A 21,247-nucleotide genomic window follows, 5' to 3' on the forward strand; every position below is an offset into this window, starting at 1 on the left:
AATGCTACTTCATCCATTTCTCAGCCCAATTTTGGACCTCATCCATAACACTTTCTAACGCTTTTCCCTTGTCAGTTAAGCCATACTCGATTCGAACTGGTACTTCTGGATAGACATTACGAACTACAATGCCCTCGCTTTCCAATTCCTTCAAACGCTCTGACAACATACGATCGCTCATATTTGGGATAATATCTGCGATTTCTCTAAAACGTTTCGACTCTTCAAGCAAAGATTTAATAATTAAGCCAGTCCACTTCTTACTAAGCAGAGTAAAAGCTGACTCAAACTTTGGACATAAACAAGAATTATGCTCCATATGTTTCACCTCTCTTCTATTATAATATAGTTTCTTGTAAAAAGTAAGTTATAAAACTTTCCTCATTATTTTATTTTACGTACATTTTACCATTTCCAAATATTAACTTGTCAACTAAACGTAACATACCCGTAAAAAAACCCTCTTAAAAAGAGAGCTTTTTATATCTTTATTACTTCGTATACCATCCAAGACCTAATGCACCTTCACCTAAGTGCGTACCAATTACAGCTCCAAAATAACCTGTACGAATTGTGACGTGAGGATATTTTGCTTCTAATTCTTTCTTCCATTCATTCGCTTCTTCTTCACGTTGCGCATGAATGATAACTGCTTCCATAGGTACACCTTTACTTGCTTGCTCATCAAAAATTTCAATGATACGTTTTAATGCTTTTTTGCGTGTACGAATCTTTTCAAACGGAATAATGATTTTATCTCTAAAATATAAAACTGGCTTCACTTGTAACAGACTGCCGATGAAAGCTTGCGCGCTATTCAATCGACCACCACGCTGTAAATGATGTAAATCATCAACTACAAAATAGGCGTCCATCGTTTTCTTCATTTCATCAAAACGAGCGATAATCTCTTTTGGGTTCTTTCCTTCACTTACTAACTTTGCACCTTCACGCACATAAAATCCTTGTACTTCACAACTAATTTCAGAGTCATACGTGTATACATCAATACCCTCTACCATCTGTCCAGCTGTCGTTGATGTTTGATATGTACCACTAATTCCACTTGATAGGTGAATACTAATAACTGCATCATAATCTTTAGCTAGTTCTTCATATAGCTCAACAAACTTTCCGATTGCTGGTTGAGAAGTTTTTGGAAGTTCCTCTTGTTCACGTACTTTCACATAAAAATCATCTGCTGAAATTTCAGCTTCTTCTTGATAAGATTCTGTTCCAAACACAACGTTTAATGGAATCATATATATATTGAGTTCATCGCGAATTTGCTTCGGTATATATGCCGTACTATCAGTAACAATAGCTATTTTCATTTTCGTACCTGCCTTATAAAAAGTTTTATTTCCTAATTTTACACGAAAACTACAAATGGTGCATCCATACATGAAAATGCCGGTTGAAATTATACCTACCATCTCGACAAATTACAACAAAAAGATAAAATACTCACCAAAAACTTCAGCATATTTAGAAAAAATGTTTGAATATAAAAAGGCTCGCTTTTAAAATGGAAAGTACTAGTCATTTTGATAGATAGGGGCGTACACAAGTGCTATTACAATATTTAACAATCAAAGGCTACGGCGAACACGAAATTGTCATTCAAAAGTCAAGATTTATTTGTTATATTAGCCGAGCAACGACTGAGGAAGAGGCTCAAGAATTTATACAAAAAATAAAAAAACAACATTGGAATGCAACACATAATTGTTCCGCTTATTTAATTGGCGAACAAGATCATATTCAAAAAGCAAATGATGACGGCGAGCCTAGCGGTACAGCTGGCGTACCAATGCTGGAAGTACTTAAAAAACGTGGACTAAAAGATACCGTTGTTGTCGTAACACGCTATTTTGGTGGCATTAAACTTGGTGCAGGTGGATTAATTCGTGCATATGGAAAGTGTACAAGCGAAGGCATTAATCATGTAGGTGTTGTCCAGCGAAAACTAATGCGTGTGATGCAAACCGAGATTGATTACACATTACTTGGCAAAGTGGAAAATGAATTACGCAATTCAAAATATGCCATTAAAGATATTCATTATCTAGAAAATGTCACATTTGATACGTATGTAGAAGAAGACGGCAAACAAGCATTTACAGATTGGATGATTGAATTAACAAACGGGAAATGTACAATTACAGAAGGAGATATGTTGTACTTAGAACAAGATGTTATCTAAGCATAACCCTATTTATCACCTTCAAAGATTAATGTAGTGAATTACTTCCCTACAAATGAACTAACGAACTAAGGAGATTATATATGGAAGAACGTTATTATCATCTCCAAAATAGCAGAATAAAAAAGAAGCGAAGAAGGAAACTTTTCTTCTTCCTTATTTTCGCATTTTTATTTGGCAGTATAGGAGTTTATGTGTTAAATTCTTACTCTTCTCTTATGGGGATATATAGTGGTTTTACTCGTGAAAAATCAGATTTAAGAGACAAAGATGTAGAAATTACAAAAGAACCTTTTACAATTCTCATTATGGGTATAGAAGATTATGCGACAGACGGTCAAAATGGTCGTACAGACTCATTAATGTTTGCAACAGTCAATCCAAAAACGCAAAAGATTTCACTTATGAGTATTCCTCGTGATTCTCGAGTTAAAATTGTTGGCAAAAATAAGGAAGACAAAATTAACGCTGCCCATGCTTACGGCGGAGAAGAAATGGCAATCAAAACTGTCGAAGGCTTTCTAAAAGTTCCTGTAGACCATTATCTGAAAATTGATTTCCAAGGCTTTAAAGGTATCGTTGATGCTGTTGGCGGCGTTACCGTTGACGTACCCTTCGATTTCTGGGAGCGCTCTGACGTGGATTACTACAAAAAAATTCAATTTAAGCAAGGACAGCAAAACTTAAACGGTGAAGAAGCACTTGCTTACGTCCGTATGCGAAAGCAAGATCCAAATGGCGATTATGGTCGAGCTGCTAGACAAAGACAATTACTGGCCGCTGTTGCTCATAAACTAAACTCCACCTCTACTGTATTTAAAATTAAAGATTTAACAGCTGTCGTTGGAAAATATATAAAAACCGACATTCCTATTTCAGACGGACTTGCTCTTTACAATAAACTTTCTGGATTTGATCCTTCTACAATGCAAACGTTAAAGCTTGAAGGCGAAGACAAAAAGATAGGCGGTATTTATTACTTCCTTCCAGATCCAATCAGTGTAGAAACGGTGCGTAACGAAATTGAAAAAGAATTAGGAGAAAAAGCAAAAAATCCAAATATAAAAAACAACTCAAATCCTGATTCAAATTCAAGTTCTACCTCTAACGAACAAACAAAAAAAGAGACAAACCAAAATAAAACACCAACTGATCCGCCACCTTCTACAAATGCTCATGCAGAGTGGATTATGCGCAATCAGCCGTAAAAAAAGGCCCAATCTATCCGATTGGGCCTTTTTTTATTTACTTATTAAAGTGTTGTAAAATCGCTTCTACAATACGCTCTGATGCACGACCATCACCGTAAGGGTTAGATGCTTTCGCCATCTTATCATGAGCTTCTTTATCTGATAACAACTCATCAGCAAGGCCAAAGATTGTCTCTTCGTCTGTTCCTGCTAATTTCAGCGTACCTGCTTCAATACCTTCAGGGCGCTCTGTTGTATCACGAAGAACAAGAACTGGTACACCAAGTGATGGAGCTTCTTCTTGTACACCACCAGAATCCGTTAACATTAAGTATGAACGAGCTGCAACATTGTGGAAATCAATTACATCTAGCGGCTCAATTAAATGAATACGGTTATGTTCACCTAAAATTTCATTTGCTATTTCACGAACAACAGGGTTCATATGAACAGGGTACACAACTTGTACATCTTCATGCTTTTCTACAAGACGCTTAATTGCACGGAACATATTACGCATCGGTTCACCTAAGTTTTCACGACGGTGAGCTGTCATAAGTACAAGACGATCATTTCCAAGTTTCTCTAGTACAGGATGACTATATGTTTCTTTTACAGTCGTTTGTAGCGCGTCAATCGCTGTATTTCCTGTAATGAAAATACGTGACTCATCTTTATTTTCCTTCTGTAAGTTCGTTGCTGATTTTGCTGTTGGTGAGAAATGAAGATCCGCCATTACACCTGTTAATTGACGATTCATCTCTTCTGGATATGGAGAATACTTATCCCACGTACGAAGGCCCGCCTCAACATGACCTACTGGAATTTGATTATAAAAAGCAGCTAAGCTTGCAATAAATGTTGTTGTTGTATCACCATGTACAAGTACAATATCCGGCTTCGCTTCTTTCATTACTTTATCTAAACCTTCTAAACCACGCGTTGTAACATCAATTAAAGTTTGGCGGTCTTTCATGATATTTAAATCGAAATCTGGCGTAATTCCAAAGATACTTAATACTTGATCTAACATTTGGCGATGTTGTGCTGTTACAGTCACAATCGATTCAATTTTTTCTGGGTGTTTTTGCAACTCTAATACAAGAGGTGCCATTTTAATTGCTTCTGGACGTGTCCCGAAAATTGTCATTACTTTTAAACGTTCAGTCATGTGATTGCCTCTTTTCTTTCACTAATTACAGCTTCTATTATGACATATAAAAATATGCATGAGTACTTCCCTTTTTAAAGCATAACAGAAACTTTTCTATTACAAATACTTTTTCTTCCCACCGAGTAATAATCTATCTTTTGTTTCTTAACATCTTCATCAGTATAACAATTTCTCCCATCAAATAAAATAGGCTCCCTCATAAGTTGTACGTACTTTTCTAACGGATATGTTTGAATATCTTTCCATTCTGTTACGATAAAAGCCGCACTCGCATCTCTAATCGATTCATCTATACATCTACTATATTGTATAGCATCTCCAAATATATTTTTCACATATTGAATTGCTTTTGGGTCGTAAAGGACAATTTCTGCACCTATATTAAGTAATGCTTCTATTATAATAAGAGATGATGCCTCTCTAATATCATCCGTATTCGGTTTAAAGGATGCGCCAAGAACTGCAATCCGCTTTTTACTCATGTTCATAACTTTTTTCGCTTTTTCAATCAATAGCAGCTGTTGCTTATTATTTACTTCAATAACCGCTTTTAACAAACGAAAATCATAAGCAACATTTCCCGCAATTTGCACCAGCGCTTTCGTATCTTTCGGAAAACACGACCCTCCGTAGCCAATGCCCGCATTTAAAAAAGATGCACCAATTCTCTTATCCATTCCCATCCCTTTGGCAACATCTAATACATTCGCGCCTACCTTCTCACATATATTTGAAATTTCATTAATGAAACTAATCTTTGTAGCTAAAAAGGCATTCGACGCGTATTTAATCATCTCTGCACTTTTAATATCTGTAACATACGTTTCTAAACATAATTCACTATACAAACTCTCTACTCTTCTTGCTACTTCCTCACTATCCGCTCCAATTACAATACGATCTCCATGAAAGAAATCATAAATACCTGAACCTTCACGCAAAAACTCTGGATTCGATACGATATGTACTGTATGCCTCCCTTTTAACTTCTCCTCAATCCATCCCTTCATTACATCATTTGTACCTACTGGAACTGTACTTTTCGTAACAACAATAATATCGTTCGTCGCATATAATCCAATATCGTTACAAGCACTCTGAATATACGTTAAATCTGCCGTCCCATCTAATAAAGGTGGTGTTCCAACTGCAATAAATATAAACTCTACATCATCAAATGCCTCTTCTTTATTTGATGTAAAAATTAAAGCATTATTCTCATATGCATAATTTATTAATTCATGTAATCTAACCTCATAAATAGGTAAATCCCCTTGTTTTATCCGTTCAATTTTTTCATCATCTATATCAAAACATGTAACTGAATGCCCTAATTTTGCCAATCCCACTCCTGTAATCAATCCAACATATCCAGTACCTACTATTGTAATTTTCATTTCTTTTTCGCACAGGAATTTACAATAGAAAAGATATGAAAATTAGAATTCTCCCTGTGCTTCCCCCTCTCACGTTAAAAATGAGAAAACCCTTTTCCTTTTTCATTATATGAATTACTTCTCTTATTTTTTTTAAAGTTTTTGTAAAATTAAATGCACTATAAAGTAAAACTTAATCAGTAAGAATGAAGCTGCCAGTTCACGCGTAATAAATTCCCACATTTTAACACGAGACTTACTCATTTCTACGTGCAACACTTATAATACTGAAATAAAAGTATTCACTATCGAAGAAAAAAAGAAAATGTCACATTCCAAGGTTCAGTACGATTAACCTTCTTATATGATTCAACATTCTATATACAATTGTCATATATTTTATTCGCTTCCATTAACCGTAAAAAGAAAAAAAGATTGAATTCTAATCTTTTTGTGATACCATATGTTATGAGCCTGTAAACAAACATCATAATTTTCAGATAAATATATTTTCAAAAAAAAAATTACGTTAGACTATAAAGGGTGGGGTATTAATGGACTCACAAGTGATTTATGCCATTTTGGCATCTTTCATCACTGTACTTGTCGTTACTCCTTTAGTTATTAAATTAGCTTTTAAAATAGGAGCGACAGATAAGCCAAACGCACGTAAAGTGCACCAAAAGATTATGCCACGTCTTGGCGGGTTAGCAATATTTATTGGTGTAGCTGTAGGATTTGTTGTCGGTGGCTTATATGAGCAAAGAATGTTATCGATAACGCTAGGTGCAATTATCATTGTAATCATCGGAATTTTAGATGATATGTACGAGTTATCTGCGAGAGTAAAATTCGGTGGACAACTGTTAGTTGCCATTATGATTGTAAAAAGTGGATTATTAGTGCAAGTATTATATATCCCATTCATTGGGGATACTGAACTTGGATGGCTTGCTTATCCAATTACAGTATTTTGGCTTGTAGGTATTACGAATGCAATCAACTTAATTGACGGCTTAGATGGATTATCTGCTGGGATTTCATCTATCGTACTTGCAACGCTAGCATATATGGCCTTCACTAGCCCATGGGGTACTGGAACAGCTATTATATTGCCACTTGCATTAATTATATTAGCAAGTACAATTGGATTTTTATTCTACAACTTCCATCCAGCAAAAATTTTCATGGGAGATACAGGAGCACTATTTTTAGGATACTGTATTTCTGTTATATCGTTACTTGGATTATACAAAAGTGTAACGTTATTCAGTTTTATCGTTCCAATTATCATTTTAGGTGTACCTATATTTGATACGATATTTGCAATTATCCGTCGTATCGTAAATAAAAAACCTATTTCAGCACCAGATAAATCGCATTTACATCACCGCTTACTTGCAATGGGATTCTCTCATCGCAAAACGGTACTAATTATATACGCATTCGGTATTTTCTTTAGTGTAAATGCCATTATTTTCACTACTGCAACGTTATGGTTATCCATTATTCTTCTTTTCGCTTTGATTTTCTTCACAGAAATCATCGCTGAAATAATCGGGCTTGTACATGAACGCTACAAACCAATCATTTCCTTTTATAAAAAAGTGAAAAAACGCGAAGACTAATTGTAGTATAACCTTTTCAATTATGAAATATTCAAATAGCATCCTCTTTCTTATAAGAGGATGCTATTTTTTATTCCTCATTTTATATTTCCAAAATATAGATTGTTTGAGAGTTCCTCTATTGGAGAAAGATATACATAATAAGAAAAGTATCAAGTTTTCTTTTTTACATCTTGATTGTCAAACTGAGGGTGAATGTTATGATCAAGCGAATATTTCAATGTATTATTTTATTTTTAACGATTACTATGTACGCATCATCTAATACTGAAGCAACAACTGTTATTCCTGCTGAATATCATCCAAATACTGAAACAACTTCTCCTACACAAAAAATTGCGTACTTAACATTTGATGACGGGCCAAACAAATATACTACACAAATTTTAAACATCTTAAAAGAAAAGAACGGCAAAGCAACTTTCTTTGTTATTGGCGGAAAAGTGCCGCATTACACAAAAACGATGCAACGATTAATTAAAGAAGGACATTATATCGGGCTCCACAGTATGTCACATGATGTAAAACGCCTTTACACTGGTGACCCCTCCACTTTAATTGCAGAAATGGAGCAAACACAAAGCATTGTCCAGCAAGTTACGAAATTAAATACACATCTCGTTCGCGTTCCATATGGTAGTATGCCTTACTTAAAAAAGAATTACCGTGACGCACTTGTATCGGCCCAGTATAAAATGTGGGATTGGACGATCGATACATACGATTGGAAAAGCTATGACAATCCTTCTGCCATACTCGAAAGAGTACGTAATCAAAGTGATGAACAAGTCGAAGTCATTTTAATGCATGATTCGAGTGTAACCGTACAAATACTGCCAAAAGTAATTGATTATTTACAGTCACAAGGATACAAACTTCTTCCCTATAATCCTTCTTCTCATCTCAAGGTGAATTTTTGGAAAGACACAAGATTGTAACAGCTTTAGTGCCTATGTGCTAAAGCTGTTTTATTTTTCTCTTCCCACCCTTCCCATTTTTGTGTAAAATTTTAAATAGTGATGAAGTTTCGAGGTGAATAGAAATGAAACGAATAGATCTCATTTTTAACGCAATACAAAAAGGCAATTATACAGAAGGTGTAACCGCATCAGAACTCGCTACATTTCTGCAACTAGATCGCGCCAATGTAAGTAGCGATTTAAACAAACTTGTAAAAGATAAACGTTTATTAAAAACAAATACGCGACCTGTTCGTTTTTACATAGAAACGAACACTTCGTTGGAAACGCATTCAAAAGACATAACTTCATTAGATACATTTGCAATTGAAAATACGAGCCTTAAAATTGCAATTGAAAAAGCGAAAGCTTCTATTCTCTATCCTCCAAACGGTATGCATACTTTACTACTGGGAGAAACAGGGGTCGGAAAGTCTATGTTTGCTTCTTTAATGCACGAATATGCAATTGAAGTTGAACAGCTTCCCAAAGATGCACCATTTATCGTCTTTAACTGTGCTGATTATGCAAATAATCCCCAGTTACTACTCGGGCAATTATTTGGGATTAAAAAAGGAGCTTATACAGGAGCAAGTGATCAAAAAGGGTTAATTGAAAAAGCACATGAAGGAATTCTTTTCTTAGATGAAGTACATCGCCTGCCTCCAGAGGGACAAGAAATGCTTTTCACCTTTATTGACCGCGGAGTATACCGCCGCCTTGGAGAAACAGAGAACGAACGTAAAGCACAAGTATTAATCATTACTGCAACAACAGAAGAACCAAATTCATTTTTATTAAAAACATTTACAAGACGTATACCGATGACTGTTACGCTGCCACCACTTCGTGAGCGTACACATAAAGAGCGCTTTGCTTTACTACAGCTATTTTTCACAAATGAAGCAATTCGGCTGCGAAAAGACATTCACGTTAGCCCAAATGCAATGCGTGCTTTCGTCTTTTACAATTGTCCCAATAACATCGGTCAATTAAAAACAGATGTTCAAATTGCCTGTGCGAAAGCCTATTCTGATTTGGTCACAAAGAAACGTGATTCTGTCTATGTTTCAAGTACAGATTTACCTTGGTATATGAAAGAAGGGTTGTTCATTGAAAGGAAGAGCCGTCACTTATACCAAATACCAAATGAAACATTTGTATTTACAGGTGAGGAAGGTTGGAGTAATCATAAAACAGAAGATGAAAAACGCTCTTCTATTTACGATTATATTGACTATAAATACGAAGAACTTCAAGCACGTGGTATTGAAGAGGAAGAATTAGAATTACTAATAGAAAATGATGTTCAAAGCTTTTTCGTACAATATTTTAATCAAATATCCAAAAAAACAAGCCATGAAAATGTTTTTAAAATTGTGGATCGTAATATCGTTTCCGTATGTGAAAAAATAGCGGAACTTGCTGAAAAGCATTTATCTAAGACGTTTGATGAAAAAGTATTTCTTGCTTTAAGTTTACATGTACAGACAACTCTACAACGTTTACAAAGCGGAAAACAAATACATCACCCACAATTAAATCAAATTCGTACGAAATATAAAGAAGCTTTTTCCGTAGCTATGCAATGCATTCAACTACTGGAGGAAGAATTACAAATAACAATGCCTATTGATGAAGCTGGCTTTTTAACAATGTTCTTCGTTGTTGATCCAATTCCTGCCTCACAAACAGAAGTAAAAGTATTAATATTAGCACACGGTAATGGCATCGCAACTGAAATGGCAAACGTTGCAAACGAACTTCTCGGCATTGAGGAAGTAACCGGTATTGATATGCCGTTACACGAATCACCGAAAGATTTCTTAGAACGTGTGAAAGTGTATATGAAAACACTACAAAATGTAAATGGGCTTCTCTTACTCGTTGATATGGGGTCACTTGCTTATATCGGTGACATATTAGAAACGGAGTTCAAAATCCCTGTACGTGTTCTCTCGATGACGAGCACACCACACGCACTAGAAGCAGCTCGAAAAGCCCAGCTCGGTTATTCATTAGATGCGCTATATGAAACAGTAAAAAATTTAACACCGTTTTACTTAAACGTACAAGAAGAAAAGAAAAAACCTCTCTCTCCAATGAAATCTGTTATTTTAACAGCTTGTTTAACTGGTGAAGGAAGTGCTTTAGCTATTCAAAAAATGTTAGAGAACTATTTACGATTTGATAAAGACTTAATTGAAATTATTCCGATTAGTATCGTCCATGAAAAAGATTTGACGAAAATGATCGAGAACATAAAAAAAGAGCGTAACATCATTTGTATCGTCACGAATTTCGATGTGCAAGTGCCGTGCTTAACATATCATTTCCAAGACATCGTAAACTACACAGCGATTCAGCCGATTCAAGAATTAATTACGTATGAAGAAACATATGCAAAAATGGCGGATATTCTTGAACAACAAATGCAGCGTAACGATGGAGCATTACTTATCAAAACAATTCGTTACGCATTAAATACAATTCAAGAATTAATTTCCTTACAGCTAACTCCTGATAGCTTAATGGGTGTTATTCTGCATATGAGCTGTATGGTTGACCGTCTTCAAAAAGGAGAAAACCTTCTTCCTCACCCTGATAAAGAGAAAAGAAGACAAGATGAATACTGGATGTATATGAAAGTGAAAAAAGCATTGCAACCAATTGAAAATACATTTGAAATACAAATACCCGATGACGAAGTATTTTACGTTATGGACTTCTTTATTAAAAATCAGCCTGTTAAAAATTAATTGAGGCCGTTTTTAAAAAATATCGACCGTAACGTGAGTTATATCGGCGATTTTCAAAACATATCGATTTACCGACAATAATCGCTAAAACTAGCACCTTATATAATAAGAAAAGGCTGTTCCAACATATGGACAGCCTTTTCCTCTACTTCTTTACTTTTCTAACTCGCCCTCTTATTTCTCCCCTTTTTTGTGATTTCGTATGGACATTAACATATACATTTGCTTGAATAATTTCTTGAAGTAAATGTACAAATGATTTCCCTTGTAAAGGTCCCTCAAAATCCTCTACATTCACTACACCAGTAACACTTCCCTCGTTCAAGCTAATCCCTTGCTCCAGTGGACCATACAAATATAAAACAACAGGACCAATTTGAGTAGACTTCCCTAAATGAATTTGACACGATGTAACCTTTTCTATATTTTTTAGTATTACTCTGTAATGCAATTTCGTTAAATCATCACTAAAAATAAACTCTGCTACCCCAAAAGCTTCTGTATTTACAGGAGGCACTTCCCTCTTACCTGTTAACCTGGCAAAGAAATGTGTTGTCATAAGGCATTCTCCTTATATAAATTTCCCAGCACTACTTCTACTACTTTATGGTTTAGACATAATCATTTATGACTTTTTCAATTTTAATTACAAAGAAAAGATTCACAAAATCTTTACATTAGAATCATTCCTTTTGCTTTACCACTTCTTGTATAATGCACATAGAAAAACATTATAGGAGGTTATTTTGAAAAAAAACAAACACACCTTTCACACATTATTAGAGATTTTTCTCGTCTCATTTAAATTAGGACTTACTTCATTCGGCGGTCCTGTCGCTCATCTCGGTTATTTCCACCACGAATACGTGCAAAAAAGAAAATGGATGGATGAACGAAGCTATGGAGATTTAGTAGCATTATGTCAATTCCTTCCTGGTCCTGCCAGCAGTCAAGTCGGTATGGGCGTTGGATTATTAAGGAGCGGGCTTTTAGGAGCTATTATTTCATGGATTGGATTCACTTTACCGTCTGTCCTTGTTTTGGTTTTCTTCGCCTCATTCCTTAATCAGTTCGATCTTGGAAGTGCTGGCTGGATTCATGGACTCAAACTTGTAGCAGTCGCTATTGTCGCTCATGCCATATGGGGAATGGCGCAAAAGTTAACTCCAGATCGCAACCGTGCGACGATTGCGATTGTAACTGCCGCAATCGCCTTATTATGGCCAAGTAGCTGGACGCAAGTGATCCTCATTATAATATGTGGCTTTATCGGCTGGTTTTTATATCGCAACCAACCAATTAGCCAATCTCAAAATATAAAAGTACCTATTTCAAAAAAAATAGCAGTTTCTTGTCTCGTCTTATTCTTTGGACTATTACTACTGCTACCAATATTAAGACCGTTCTCTTACTACATCGCTTTATTTGATAGTTTCTATCGCTCTGGCGCACTTGTATTTGGAGGAGGACACGTCGTGCTGCCCCTTCTTGAAGGTGAGTTCGTACAAAACGGGATGATGACGAAAGAACAGTTCCTAGCTGGATACGGATTAACACAAGCAGTACCAGGACCACTATTTACATTCGCCTCGTATATAGGAGCAGTGTTAAACGGGACGCTTGGGGCAACACTCGCAACAATTGCGATTTTCCTCCCTGCTTTCTTACTCGTTATTGGTGTTTTACCATTTTGGAACAGTGTGAGAAAAATATCTTTCATACAAGGCGCACTACTTGGAGTCAATGCCGCTGTTGTCGGTATTTTAATTGCCGCTTTTTATGATCCTATTTGGACGAGTACAATTATAAATGCTTCAGATTTCGTTTTCGCTTCGCTTCTTTTTTGCTTACTAGCTTTTTGGAAAACGCCACCTTGGGTTATCGTTATACTCGGAGCCTTTGGCGGATATATTCTGTCCATTTTATAAATAGAAAAAAAGACGGCATGATATAGCCGTCTTTTTTTCTATTAAAACTTTACAAGCTCTACCCCTTCTGGTAACTCACTCTCTGTTAAAATACGCAATTCCTTCACACGATCCATTACGTAAGAAGAACGCTTCACAAGCTCTGGATCAATATATGCTGGATGAACCATAATTTCTACCGTTTGTTCACCTTGTACTCTTTCTTTTAACTTCACAAAGTAATCTTCCGTCACACCATCTGCGTAAAAGTCACTGTAAAACACATCAGAAAATGGATGCACCGCTCTATCTTCCTCACAACGACGAATTGGAACATTATATTTAGCCGCTAATCTCTCAAGAACATCGTGCAAGATCGGTAAACCATGCACATGATGATGACTATCAAAATGAGTTGGTGTTAATCCGTAAGATAAAAACTTCTCAATTTGAGCAGTCCATTCTCTCTCAACTTCTTCTGGATTTATATTCCCTTCCCTTACAACACTTTGTTTATGAAACGATCCGTTTTCCCCTACAAGTGACGGTACATCCTTTAACAGTGGTTCTCCTGCCGTTAATACGAGATGTACGCCTACTCCGAGTAGGTTGTACTCTTTCGCTAAGCGTACCGCATGCTCTGTTCCTGGCATATTCATCATCATCGTCGTTGAATTTACAAGTCCATTTATATGCCCATCAATAATGCCGTAATTTGTACCTTCTGTAAGACCGAAATCATCTGCATTTACAATTAACTTAATCATCATAATACCTCCTAATAGAATAAAAAAAGCGGGCTAAATAGCGCCGCTTTTACTTCTCTACCTTTTTGAAGAACTGCGGAAGATACTCTTTATGTGCTTCCAACATTTCATCTAAAATTTGTTTTGCAACTTTATCTGATGGTACAAGTGGATTAATTGTCATAGCAAGCAGCGCCTTATGATAATCCCCTGTAACAGCAGCTTCAATTGTTGTGCGCTCGAATGATTTAATTTGTTGTACTAAACCGCGAACTGGTACTGGAAGGTCTCCAACTGCAATTGGTTTTGGGCCTTCTTTCGTAATAATACAGTTCACTTCAACAGCTGAATCATGTGGTAAGCTTGCAATTGTTCCGTTGTTTCGTGTATTAACAGGCTGGATATCACCTTTATTATTGTAAATAGACGTAATTAAGCTACATGCTGCATCACTATAATAAGCTCCGCCACGTTTTTCTAATTGTGGTGGTTTAATATCTAAGTTCGGGTCTTTATATAACTCAAATAAATCATTTTCTAATTGTTTTACTACTTCTGCACGTGTACCTTTTTCAACAGAAGCTTCTTTCTCTTCTTCTAACATTTCACGTGTTTTGTAGTAGTAACGGTGGTATGGACATGGAATTGCACGAAGTCCTCGAATAAAGTCTGGTTCCCAGTTAAGCGCTGCGATATTTTCCATCGTAATTTGCTTTTCTGGATCTGTCACAAGCTCTAACACACGGTCCATTACACTCACGCCATCTAAATATACGTCTAATCCATATACCATATGATTTAAACCTGCGAAATCAACGTGAACACGACTCGCATCTACTTCAAGTAATTTTGCAAGACCCATACGAATTCCGATTGGAACGTTACATAGACCAACTACTCTTTGAATATTTGTATAACGAAGAACACCTTCTGTTACCATACCAGCTGGATTTGCAAAGTTAATTAACCATGCATTCGGACAGAGCTCCTCCATATCTTTACAAATATCTAAAATAACAGGAATCGTTCTCAACGCTTTGAATAAACCACCAGGACCATTCGTTTCCTGACCGATTACATCATATTTTAATGGGATTGCTTCATCTTTTGCACGTGCTTCTAATAAACCAACGCGAAGTTGTGTTGTTACGAAGTCAGCATCTTTTAATGCCTCGCGACGATCAAGTGTTAAATGTACCTCGATTGGTAAACCTGATTTTTTCACCATACGTTTCGCTAAGTTACCAACGATTTCTAACTTCTCTTTTCCTGCCTCAATATCTACTAACCAAATTTCACGAACAGGAAGCTCATCATAACGTTTAATAAATCCTTCAATTAACTCTGGTGTATAACTAGATCCACCGCCGATTGTAGCAATTTTAATTCCAGTCATGCTTTATTCCCCTTTCGCTTCAAGCTTTTTATAAAGATCGATAAACTCTGCTGCTAATTCTTTCACTGTAATCGCATTCATTAAATGATCTTGTGCGTGAATTAAAAGAACACTAACCTCTGTTTTTTCTCCTCTTGCTTCTGATTGTATGAGCTCTGTTTGGAAATGATGCGCTTCATTAATCGCTTCTTTTGCCTTTACCATCGCTTCATCTGCTTCTACCATTTTCCCCTGTTTGGCAAATTGAAGTGCCTCCATCGCAAAGCTTCGTGCGTTACCACTATTTAAAATCAATTGGAATGGAATTTGTTCTGCTGTAGTCATCATAATTACCGCCCTCTCTATAAGGTTCAACCGATTTAAATACCCCTTCAGTTTGAACATTTCTATTACATTATTATTTTATGAATGATAGTTTGGTGTTCTTGTAGATGAGTTTCATCTTTTTGAACATGATATAAAGGTAATTGTTCTCACAGATCATGTTGTCTGTGAGAACAATTATTATGTTACATAGGTACAGAATTGTTATTTCCTTGTGCTGCTTTTTCAGTACGAATAACTGAGCGATCGCATGCGACAACGAATGGGAAGTAAATCGCCATTGCAATAACAAAGTTGAATAATTGTAAAATCGCACCAGAAGGATGTAAACCTGTTACAAGATATCCACTAATAATTGGTGGAACGTTCCATGGAACCATCGCTACTGTTTTTGGTACCCATCCTAAGTAAATTGCTGTATAAGATGTAATAACTAACACAACAGGTGTTAATACGAATGGGATGAATAAAATTGGATTTAAAACAATTGGTGTACCAAAGATTACTGGTTCATTAATGTTGAACGCACCTGGACCAATTGATAAACGAGATACACCGCGTAATTGTGCACTTTTCGCTACAATTAATACAACAACTAAGAATGCTAATGTTGCACCAGAACCACCAAGATATACGAAAGTATCAAAGAATGGTTTTGTAACAATATTTGGAACATCAAATGCAGATGTACCATCTTGGAATAACTTAATATTTTTCTCTAATGCCGGTAAGTAAAGTGGCTCAATAATACCCCCAACAATATTTGGACCATGTAAACCAAAGAACCAAAGTACATGTACTAATAATGCAATAACAATTGCACTTGGTAACGTACCCGCTAAACCTTGTAATGGGACTTGTAACGTATTAAAGATATACTCATGAACACTTGTACCTGCTAGTTTTACTGCTAATTGAATACTTGCAACACCTGTTAAAATCACAAATGCTGGAACTAACGCAGCGAAAGATTTCATTACTGCTGGTGGTACACCGTCAGGCATTTTAATTGTAATGTTTCTTTGTACGAAGAATCTAAATACCTCTGTAACTAAGATTGCAACAATTAATGATACGAATAAACCTTGTGCACCAGTCCAAGCTAAGTTTAAACCGCCCTCTTTTGGTGTTGTTGGTGTAAGAATAACTAAAGCACCAAATGAAATAATACCAGCTGACAATCCATCAACACCGTAAGATTTTGCTAAGTTATAACTTGTGGTAACCGCAACCATCAGAGCTAATACCCCAAAGGATCCTGTCCACATGCCACCACCAATTTGTGTCCAAGTTTCACCGAATAAATCTTTCATAAAATCTTGGAATGCTGGAATTGGTAAACCATTAACTAGTACTGCCATAGAACCCACTAAAATAAGTGGCATAACTGCAATAAATCCGTCACGGATCGCAGCTAAGTGACGTTGCGACCCGATTTTACCAGCAATCGGAACCATGTATTTCTCCATAAATGCAATAAACTTTTGCATTTCGCTTCCCCCCTAATTATTTTTTAAGTGTTAATGCGTGATCTAAAACTGCTTCTCCATTCATCATGCCGTAGTGCATTGGATTGATAACGTCGATTCCAACGTTTTTCTCATCAGCAAGCGTTTTCATTGAAGAAAGCATGTAACGAACTTGTGGTCCTAGTAATAACACATCTGCTTGATCGATATTTGTTTTTACTGCATCCCCAGATACAGCCCAAATCTTTCCTTCTAGACCGCGAGCTTTTGCAGCCGCTTCCATTTTTGTAACTAGTAAACTTGTAGACATCCCTGCTGAGCAACATAATAAAATATTCATTTGAAAATCCCCCTTGTGTAGTATAAAAAGTTTATGTTTTATTTATTTTTCTTTACGCTATTTATTAATGCAATTAGCGTGCCAACTTTTTAAAATCACTAAAATCAGCACTTTTTCGACTGTTTTCTTTGTGTGTTAACGCTTTCAATTAGTGTGTCGATCAAAACACACACAGTGTGTTATAAAACAACACGCTTTTAACACATAACTGTATGAAAATAGATTAGTGTTTAGTTGTCTAGTTGTGTTTAATATGAAAAAACACTAAAAAAACTTTTTTATCGTAGGAATCTAGTAAAAAACAACATTTTCTTGGGCTCAGTCTTCTATCTATTCTATTGTCCAAGCAAACTCTACTAAATTACATAGAATAGAATAAAATAACAAAATTCGAAAGGGGATTCCTATGCCAAAACATAGAAAACAAAGCAAAATAAAGATTTATAGAATAACAAGCTATAAAAAAGACAAGCGCTCTGAATTAGACTCTGACAAATTTGAACTAGAACAGCAGGAAATAGAAAATAAGCAGGACAAGCAAGTACAATCGGAAAATGTAGTCATAGTACCCACAGATTCACACAACTTAGATGTGTGGGATGAAATTTCTCTAAAGGAAATACAAGCTGGTGAACATACAAATTTATTTAAAGAAAAGAGTGATTATCAAAATATTAATTTAGTCCAAGTAAACGATGTCCGCTTATACTTGGACAAGCAACTACAATTCAGCTCCGTCGATGAGCAAATTTATCATGAAGCACTTGTACATCCAATTATGTCAAAAGTAATTGATCCAAAACGTGTTCTCATATTAGGCGGTGGCGATGGTCTTGCCCTGCGAGAAGTTTTAAAATATGAAACTGTACTACATGTAGACCTTGTTGACTTAGATGGATTGATGATTGATATGGCTCGTAATGTTCCTGAATTAGTTTCTTTAAACAAAAGTGCATTTTTTGATAATCGTGTAAATACACACGTATGTGATGCAAAAGAATTTTTAAGCTCTCCTTCCTCTTTATACGATGTAATCATTATTGATTTTCCAGACCCAGCGACAGAGTTGTTAAGTACTTTATATACAAGCGAACTTTTTGCTCGTATAGCTACATTCTTAACAGAAGATGGCGCATTCGTCTGCCAATCTAATTCACCTGCTGATGCACCTTTAGTATATTGGAGTATCGGTAACACAATTGAACATGCGGGATTAACTGTGAAAAGTTATCATACAATCGTTCCTTCTTTCGGAACTGACTGGGGATTTCATATTGCTACTAATTCTGCACATGTACTCGATCAAATTGAACAATTATATGTAGTACCAACTCCTCGAACATTGCCTTCTCTTCTTTTTCCTTTATTTCAATTTAAAGAAGAACATCTAGAACAACGTAATTTCGCTCTTCTAAACTCAGAATCAAACCTTATCCTACACCAATGTTACAAAAAGGAAATGGAGTTTTGACGATATCACAGGAAGGAGTACTACCTTATGGAATATTCTACTTTTGGCAAGCATATAATAGTAGATTTGTGGGGAGTGGATTTTTCCCTACTAGATGATATGTACTTTTTAGAACATCATTTAGTTAACGCTGCTGATCAATCTGGTGCCCACATTTTAAACGTAAGTACAAAAGAATTTGATCCGCATGGTGTTACTATTTTAGTTTTACTATCAGAAAGCCACCTTTCTATTCACACTTATCCAGAAAAAAACTTTGCAGCTATCGACTGTTATACTTGCGGTACGACCGTTGAACCGCAAATAGCGATTGATTATATCGTAAATATATTAAAACCGGAGCGGATGCATATAAAAAAATTAATTCGTGGTATAGGAGAAATTGTTACTACCGATTAATTATAACTCTTACTCATCCGAGAAAAGGAGGATTGTAAATACCATCAGTGGGATGAACATTCCACTGATGGTACAGGCATATACATAAAGTGAAACTTTAATTAGTGGGGGTTTTGTTCATCTCCCACTAATTATTAGTTGAACCAATCGGGCCTTTACGGACAGTTAAGCTCCCTCCTAACTTCCTTGCTCCAGCCACATTTTGAGGTGGGAGTTTTACTGCCCGTTAATGCGCGATAAAAAAACCTTGCATAAGCAAGGTTCATTCATCCACCGACATCTTCCTATATAACTCTACAAACTCACTCGCTAATTCTTTCACCGTAATTGCATTCATTAAATGGTCTTGTGCGTGTACCATTAAAAGAGTAACTTCGGTCTTTTCACCACCAGCTTCTTTCTGGATAAGCTCCGTTTGTACACGGTGCGCCTCTTTTAATTCCTCTAGTGCTTCTTGTAATTTAGCTTCAGCTTCTGTAAACTCCCCACGCTTCGCACAATCAATTGCTTCCATTGAACAACTTCTCGCGTTTCCCCCATGCAAGATTAAATGAAAAGCTTTCGTCTCTATCGTATCCATTGTAGTTCTTTACTCCCCCTTTTCTTCCGCCAGTTTTTGTTTATCCCATATTTTTAAGAACGGTAAATAAATGAAGAATGCTAGCGCAAAGTTAACAAGTTGTAAAATAACACCTGAAATTTTCCCGCCCGATCCTAAATATCCACTAAAAAGAATAGGTGTCGTCCAAGGTACAGCGGCCCCACTCGGACGTGCGACCCATCCCCATTCCATTGCAAAGTAAGAAACAATTGTTAACACAACTGGAACTAATATGAATGGAATTAGTAAAAGTGGGTTCATTACAATCGGCATACCAAAAGTTACCATCTCATTAATATTAAATATACCAGGTGCAATTGACAATCTCCCTAAACTTTTTAATTGTTGACTTCGTGCAAATAGTAACATTCCAACAACTAGAGCAAGCGTTGCACCAGAACCGCCCATATAAATCCATAAGTCAAAAAACTGTGCCGTAATCGTATTTGGTACATCTTGCCCAGCTTGAAAAGCAACTCGGTTTTGATCCATTAACGACAACCAAACGGGGCTCATTACACCACCAACAATAGTAGCACCATGAATTCCACACGACCAAAGAACATGAACGAGAATAACTGCTATTATTGCGCCCCAAAGACTAGCACCAAGTACACTAAGTGGTTCCTGTAAAATTTGTCCTACAATATTATGGATACTGCCAAAAGAAGTATTTTCTATAATTAAGCGTAAAATCCAAATAATTGTTACAACAATAAATCCTGGAACAAGTGCCGCAAATGAACGCGTGACAGCTGGTGGAACTGTCTCTGGCATCTTTATAATTATCTTTTTTTGTACAATAAATCGATAAAGTTCAGTAGATATAAGTGCAATAATCATTGCTACAAATAACCCTTGGCTTCCCATTAATGCAGCTGGGATAGCACCTTCTACAAGTACACTTTCTTTTGTACTTGGTATAATATATGCAACTTGGAATGGAGTCGCAAGTAAAAACGTTACAAGCGACAATGCCCCGGATGCTAAAGCATCCACTTTATAATACTCTCCAAGCCTGTAAGCGATTCCAAAAACAGCTATTAAAGCCATTATATTAAAAGTTGCACTAACTGGATACCCTAAAGCTCTCTGCCAATTCTCACCAAACAAACCTGCCATAAACTCGTTATATCCGGGTATCGGCAGTGCACTAATAATAAGGAAAAACGATCCAATAATTAAGAAAGGCATCGTTAAAATAATTCCATCTCGAATTGCTTGCAAATGTCTCTGCTCTGCAACCTTCCCTGCTACCGGCATCACGTACTTCTCTAAAAACCGTATCATCTATCCCACTCT

Annotated in this window: 20 protein-coding genes; 8 read left to right on the forward strand and 12 right to left on the reverse strand. The window is 36.2% G+C overall.

Annotated elements, in window-relative coordinates:
• Positions 1–4 precede the first annotated feature (4 nt).
• Together MR136_RS09090 and MR136_RS09095 are read right to left on the reverse strand one after the other, a co-directional pair.
• Positions 5–319: a winged helix-turn-helix transcriptional regulator gene (locus MR136_RS09090; RefSeq protein WP_000400857.1), complete on the reverse strand. Its 315-nt coding sequence runs from the start codon at positions 317–319 to the stop codon at positions 5–7.
• A gap of 172 nt (positions 320–491) precedes the next feature.
• The gene (locus MR136_RS09095; RefSeq protein WP_025921785.1) at positions 492–1,334 is read right to left on the reverse strand and encodes a DegV family protein; all 843 of its coding nucleotides are present in this window, start codon (positions 1,332–1,334) and stop codon (positions 492–494) included.
• 236 nt (positions 1,335–1,570) lie between these two features.
• Here MR136_RS09095 and MR136_RS09100 point away from each other — a divergent pair, with 236 nt between their 5' ends.
• A complete protein-coding gene (locus MR136_RS09100; protein WP_088338275.1) occupies positions 1,571–2,206 on the forward strand; it encodes a YigZ family protein in 636 nt (211 codons plus the stop codon).
• 83 nt (positions 2,207–2,289) lie between these two features.
• Positions 2,290–3,414: an LCP family protein gene (locus MR136_RS09105; RefSeq protein WP_242259337.1), complete on the forward strand. Its 1,125-nt coding sequence runs from the start codon at positions 2,290–2,292 to the stop codon at positions 3,412–3,414.
• A 37-nt stretch (positions 3,415–3,451) separates the two neighbouring features.
• Here the strand turns inward: MR136_RS09105 and wecB are convergent, their stop codons facing one another.
• Positions 3,452–4,567, reverse strand: a complete 1,116-nt coding sequence (wecB, locus tag MR136_RS09110) for a non-hydrolyzing UDP-N-acetylglucosamine 2-epimerase (RefSeq protein WP_000140147.1) — start codon at positions 4,565–4,567, stop codon at positions 3,452–3,454.
• 74 nt (positions 4,568–4,641) lie between these two features.
• The gene (locus MR136_RS09115) at positions 4,642–5,967 is read right to left on the reverse strand and encodes a UDP-glucose dehydrogenase family protein (protein WP_017674309.1); all 1,326 of its coding nucleotides are present in this window, start codon (positions 5,965–5,967) and stop codon (positions 4,642–4,644) included.
• A gap of 533 nt (positions 5,968–6,500) precedes the next feature.
• Between MR136_RS09115 and MR136_RS09120 the strand changes: the two genes are divergently transcribed.
• The 3 genes from MR136_RS09120 to MR136_RS09130 all read left to right on the forward strand — a co-directional run bounded on the left by MR136_RS09120 (position 6,501) and on the right by MR136_RS09130 (position 11,292).
• Positions 6,501–7,574, forward strand: coding sequence for a glycosyltransferase family 4 protein (locus MR136_RS09120; protein ID WP_000378318.1), 1,074 nt, complete (start codon positions 6,501–6,503; stop codon positions 7,572–7,574).
• A 200-nt stretch (positions 7,575–7,774) separates the two neighbouring features.
• Complete coding sequence (locus MR136_RS09125) at positions 7,775–8,512, forward strand: polysaccharide deacetylase family protein (RefSeq protein ID WP_017674311.1); 738 nt, start codon at positions 7,775–7,777, stop codon at positions 8,510–8,512.
• Positions 8,513–8,616: 104 nt separating this feature from the next.
• Entirely contained in the window at positions 8,617–11,292 is a 2,676-nt protein-coding gene (locus MR136_RS09130) for a sigma-54-dependent transcriptional regulator (protein ID WP_061457880.1), read from the forward strand.
• Between the two features lie 145 nt (positions 11,293–11,437).
• Here the strand turns inward: MR136_RS09130 and exsM are convergent, their stop codons facing one another.
• Positions 11,438–11,851 (reverse strand): exosporium regulatory protein ExsM, encoded by a 414-nt coding sequence (gene exsM / locus MR136_RS09135; RefSeq protein ID WP_000207047.1) that lies wholly within the window; start codon positions 11,849–11,851, stop codon positions 11,438–11,440.
• Between the two features lie 187 nt (positions 11,852–12,038).
• Between exsM and MR136_RS09140 the strand changes: the two genes are divergently transcribed.
• Positions 12,039–13,220 (forward strand): chromate transporter, encoded by a 1,182-nt coding sequence (locus MR136_RS09140; protein WP_061457881.1) that lies wholly within the window; start codon positions 12,039–12,041, stop codon positions 13,218–13,220.
• A gap of 41 nt (positions 13,221–13,261) precedes the next feature.
• Here the strand turns inward: MR136_RS09140 and chbG are convergent, their stop codons facing one another.
• From chbG to MR136_RS09165, 5 genes are all read right to left on the reverse strand, one after another.
• Positions 13,262–13,966, reverse strand: coding sequence for a chitin disaccharide deacetylase (gene chbG / locus MR136_RS09145; RefSeq protein ID WP_061457884.1), 705 nt, complete (start codon positions 13,964–13,966; stop codon positions 13,262–13,264).
• Positions 13,967–14,015: 49 nt separating this feature from the next.
• The gene (celF, locus tag MR136_RS09150; protein ID WP_242259338.1) at positions 14,016–15,341 is read right to left on the reverse strand and encodes a 6-phospho-beta-glucosidase; all 1,326 of its coding nucleotides are present in this window, start codon (positions 15,339–15,341) and stop codon (positions 14,016–14,018) included.
• Positions 15,342–15,344: 3 nt separating this feature from the next.
• Complete coding sequence (locus tag MR136_RS09155; RefSeq protein WP_000989059.1) at positions 15,345–15,668, reverse strand: PTS lactose/cellobiose transporter subunit IIA; 324 nt, start codon at positions 15,666–15,668, stop codon at positions 15,345–15,347.
• A gap of 182 nt (positions 15,669–15,850) precedes the next feature.
• A complete protein-coding gene (gene celB, locus MR136_RS09160; protein ID WP_001168855.1) occupies positions 15,851–17,155 on the reverse strand; it encodes a PTS cellobiose transporter subunit IIC in 1,305 nt (434 codons plus the stop codon).
• A gap of 16 nt (positions 17,156–17,171) precedes the next feature.
• Positions 17,172–17,474 (reverse strand): PTS sugar transporter subunit IIB, encoded by a 303-nt coding sequence (locus MR136_RS09165; RefSeq protein ID WP_001023567.1) that lies wholly within the window; start codon positions 17,472–17,474, stop codon positions 17,172–17,174.
• A gap of 406 nt (positions 17,475–17,880) precedes the next feature.
• Between MR136_RS09165 and MR136_RS09170 the strand changes: the two genes are divergently transcribed.
• Positions 17,881–18,945, forward strand: coding sequence for a polyamine aminopropyltransferase (locus MR136_RS09170; RefSeq protein ID WP_088338274.1), 1,065 nt, complete (start codon positions 17,881–17,883; stop codon positions 18,943–18,945).
• Positions 18,946–18,972: 27 nt separating this feature from the next.
• Complete coding sequence (gene speD, locus MR136_RS09175; RefSeq protein WP_242259339.1) at positions 18,973–19,344, forward strand: adenosylmethionine decarboxylase; 372 nt, start codon at positions 18,973–18,975, stop codon at positions 19,342–19,344.
• Positions 19,345–19,606: 262 nt separating this feature from the next.
• On the opposite strand, the gene MR136_RS09180 is transcribed toward speD, so the two are convergent.
• Together MR136_RS09180 and celB (MR136_RS09185) are read right to left on the reverse strand one after the other, a co-directional pair.
• Positions 19,607–19,924 (reverse strand): PTS sugar transporter subunit IIA, encoded by a 318-nt coding sequence (locus MR136_RS09180; RefSeq protein ID WP_000379645.1) that lies wholly within the window; start codon positions 19,922–19,924, stop codon positions 19,607–19,609.
• A 9-nt stretch (positions 19,925–19,933) separates the two neighbouring features.
• Entirely contained in the window at positions 19,934–21,235 is a 1,302-nt protein-coding gene (celB, locus tag MR136_RS09185; protein WP_242259340.1) for a PTS cellobiose transporter subunit IIC, read from the reverse strand.
• Positions 21,236–21,247 lie beyond the last annotated feature (12 nt).

The sequence above is a fragment of the Bacillus cereus group sp. BfR-BA-01311 genome (genome assembly GCF_022664295.1).
GTDB classification, from domain to species: Bacteria; Bacillota; Bacilli; order Bacillales; family Bacillaceae_G; genus Bacillus_A; species Bacillus_A cereus.

Excerpts from the sequence above, each read along its gene's own strand:
- MR136_RS09090 (WP_000400857.1), bottom strand. The coding sequence starts at position 319 with ATGGAGCATAATTCTTGTTTATGTCCAAAGTTTGAGTCAGCTTTTACT.
- MR136_RS09095 (WP_025921785.1), bottom strand. The coding sequence starts at position 1,334 with ATGAAAATAGCTATTGTTACTGATAGTACGGCATATATACCGAAGCAA.
- MR136_RS09105 (WP_242259337.1), top strand. The coding sequence starts at position 2,290 with ATGGAAGAACGTTATTATCATCTCCAAAATAGCAGAATAAAAAAGAAG.
- wecB (WP_000140147.1), bottom strand. The coding sequence starts at position 4,567 with ATGACTGAACGTTTAAAAGTAATGACAATTTTCGGGACACGTCCAGAA.
- MR136_RS09115 (WP_017674309.1), bottom strand. The coding sequence starts at position 5,967 with ATGAAAATTACAATAGTAGGTACTGGATATGTTGGATTGATTACAGGA.
- MR136_RS09120 (WP_000378318.1), top strand. The coding sequence starts at position 6,501 with ATGGACTCACAAGTGATTTATGCCATTTTGGCATCTTTCATCACTGTA.
- MR136_RS09125 (WP_017674311.1), top strand. The coding sequence starts at position 7,775 with ATGATCAAGCGAATATTTCAATGTATTATTTTATTTTTAACGATTACT.
- MR136_RS09130 (WP_061457880.1), top strand. The coding sequence starts at position 8,617 with ATGAAACGAATAGATCTCATTTTTAACGCAATACAAAAAGGCAATTAT.
- exsM (WP_000207047.1), bottom strand. The coding sequence starts at position 11,851 with ATGACAACACATTTCTTTGCCAGGTTAACAGGTAAGAGGGAAGTGCCT.
- chbG (WP_061457884.1), bottom strand. The coding sequence starts at position 13,966 with ATGATTAAGTTAATTGTAAATGCAGATGATTTCGGTCTTACAGAAGGT.
- celF (WP_242259338.1), bottom strand. The coding sequence starts at position 15,341 with ATGACTGGAATTAAAATTGCTACAATCGGCGGTGGATCTAGTTATACA.
- MR136_RS09155 (WP_000989059.1), bottom strand. The coding sequence starts at position 15,668 with ATGATGACTACAGCAGAACAAATTCCATTCCAATTGATTTTAAATAGT.
- celB (WP_001168855.1), bottom strand. The coding sequence starts at position 17,155 with ATGCAAAAGTTTATTGCATTTATGGAGAAATACATGGTTCCGATTGCT.
- MR136_RS09165 (WP_001023567.1), bottom strand. The coding sequence starts at position 17,474 with ATGAATATTTTATTATGTTGCTCAGCAGGGATGTCTACAAGTTTACTA.
- MR136_RS09170 (WP_088338274.1), top strand. The coding sequence starts at position 17,881 with ATGCCAAAACATAGAAAACAAAGCAAAATAAAGATTTATAGAATAACA.
- speD (WP_242259339.1), top strand. The coding sequence starts at position 18,973 with ATGGAATATTCTACTTTTGGCAAGCATATAATAGTAGATTTGTGGGGA.
- MR136_RS09180 (WP_000379645.1), bottom strand. The coding sequence starts at position 19,924 with ATGGATACGATAGAGACGAAAGCTTTTCATTTAATCTTGCATGGGGGA.
- celB (WP_242259340.1), bottom strand. The coding sequence starts at position 21,235 with ATGATACGGTTTTTAGAGAAGTACGTGATGCCGGTAGCAGGGAAGGTT.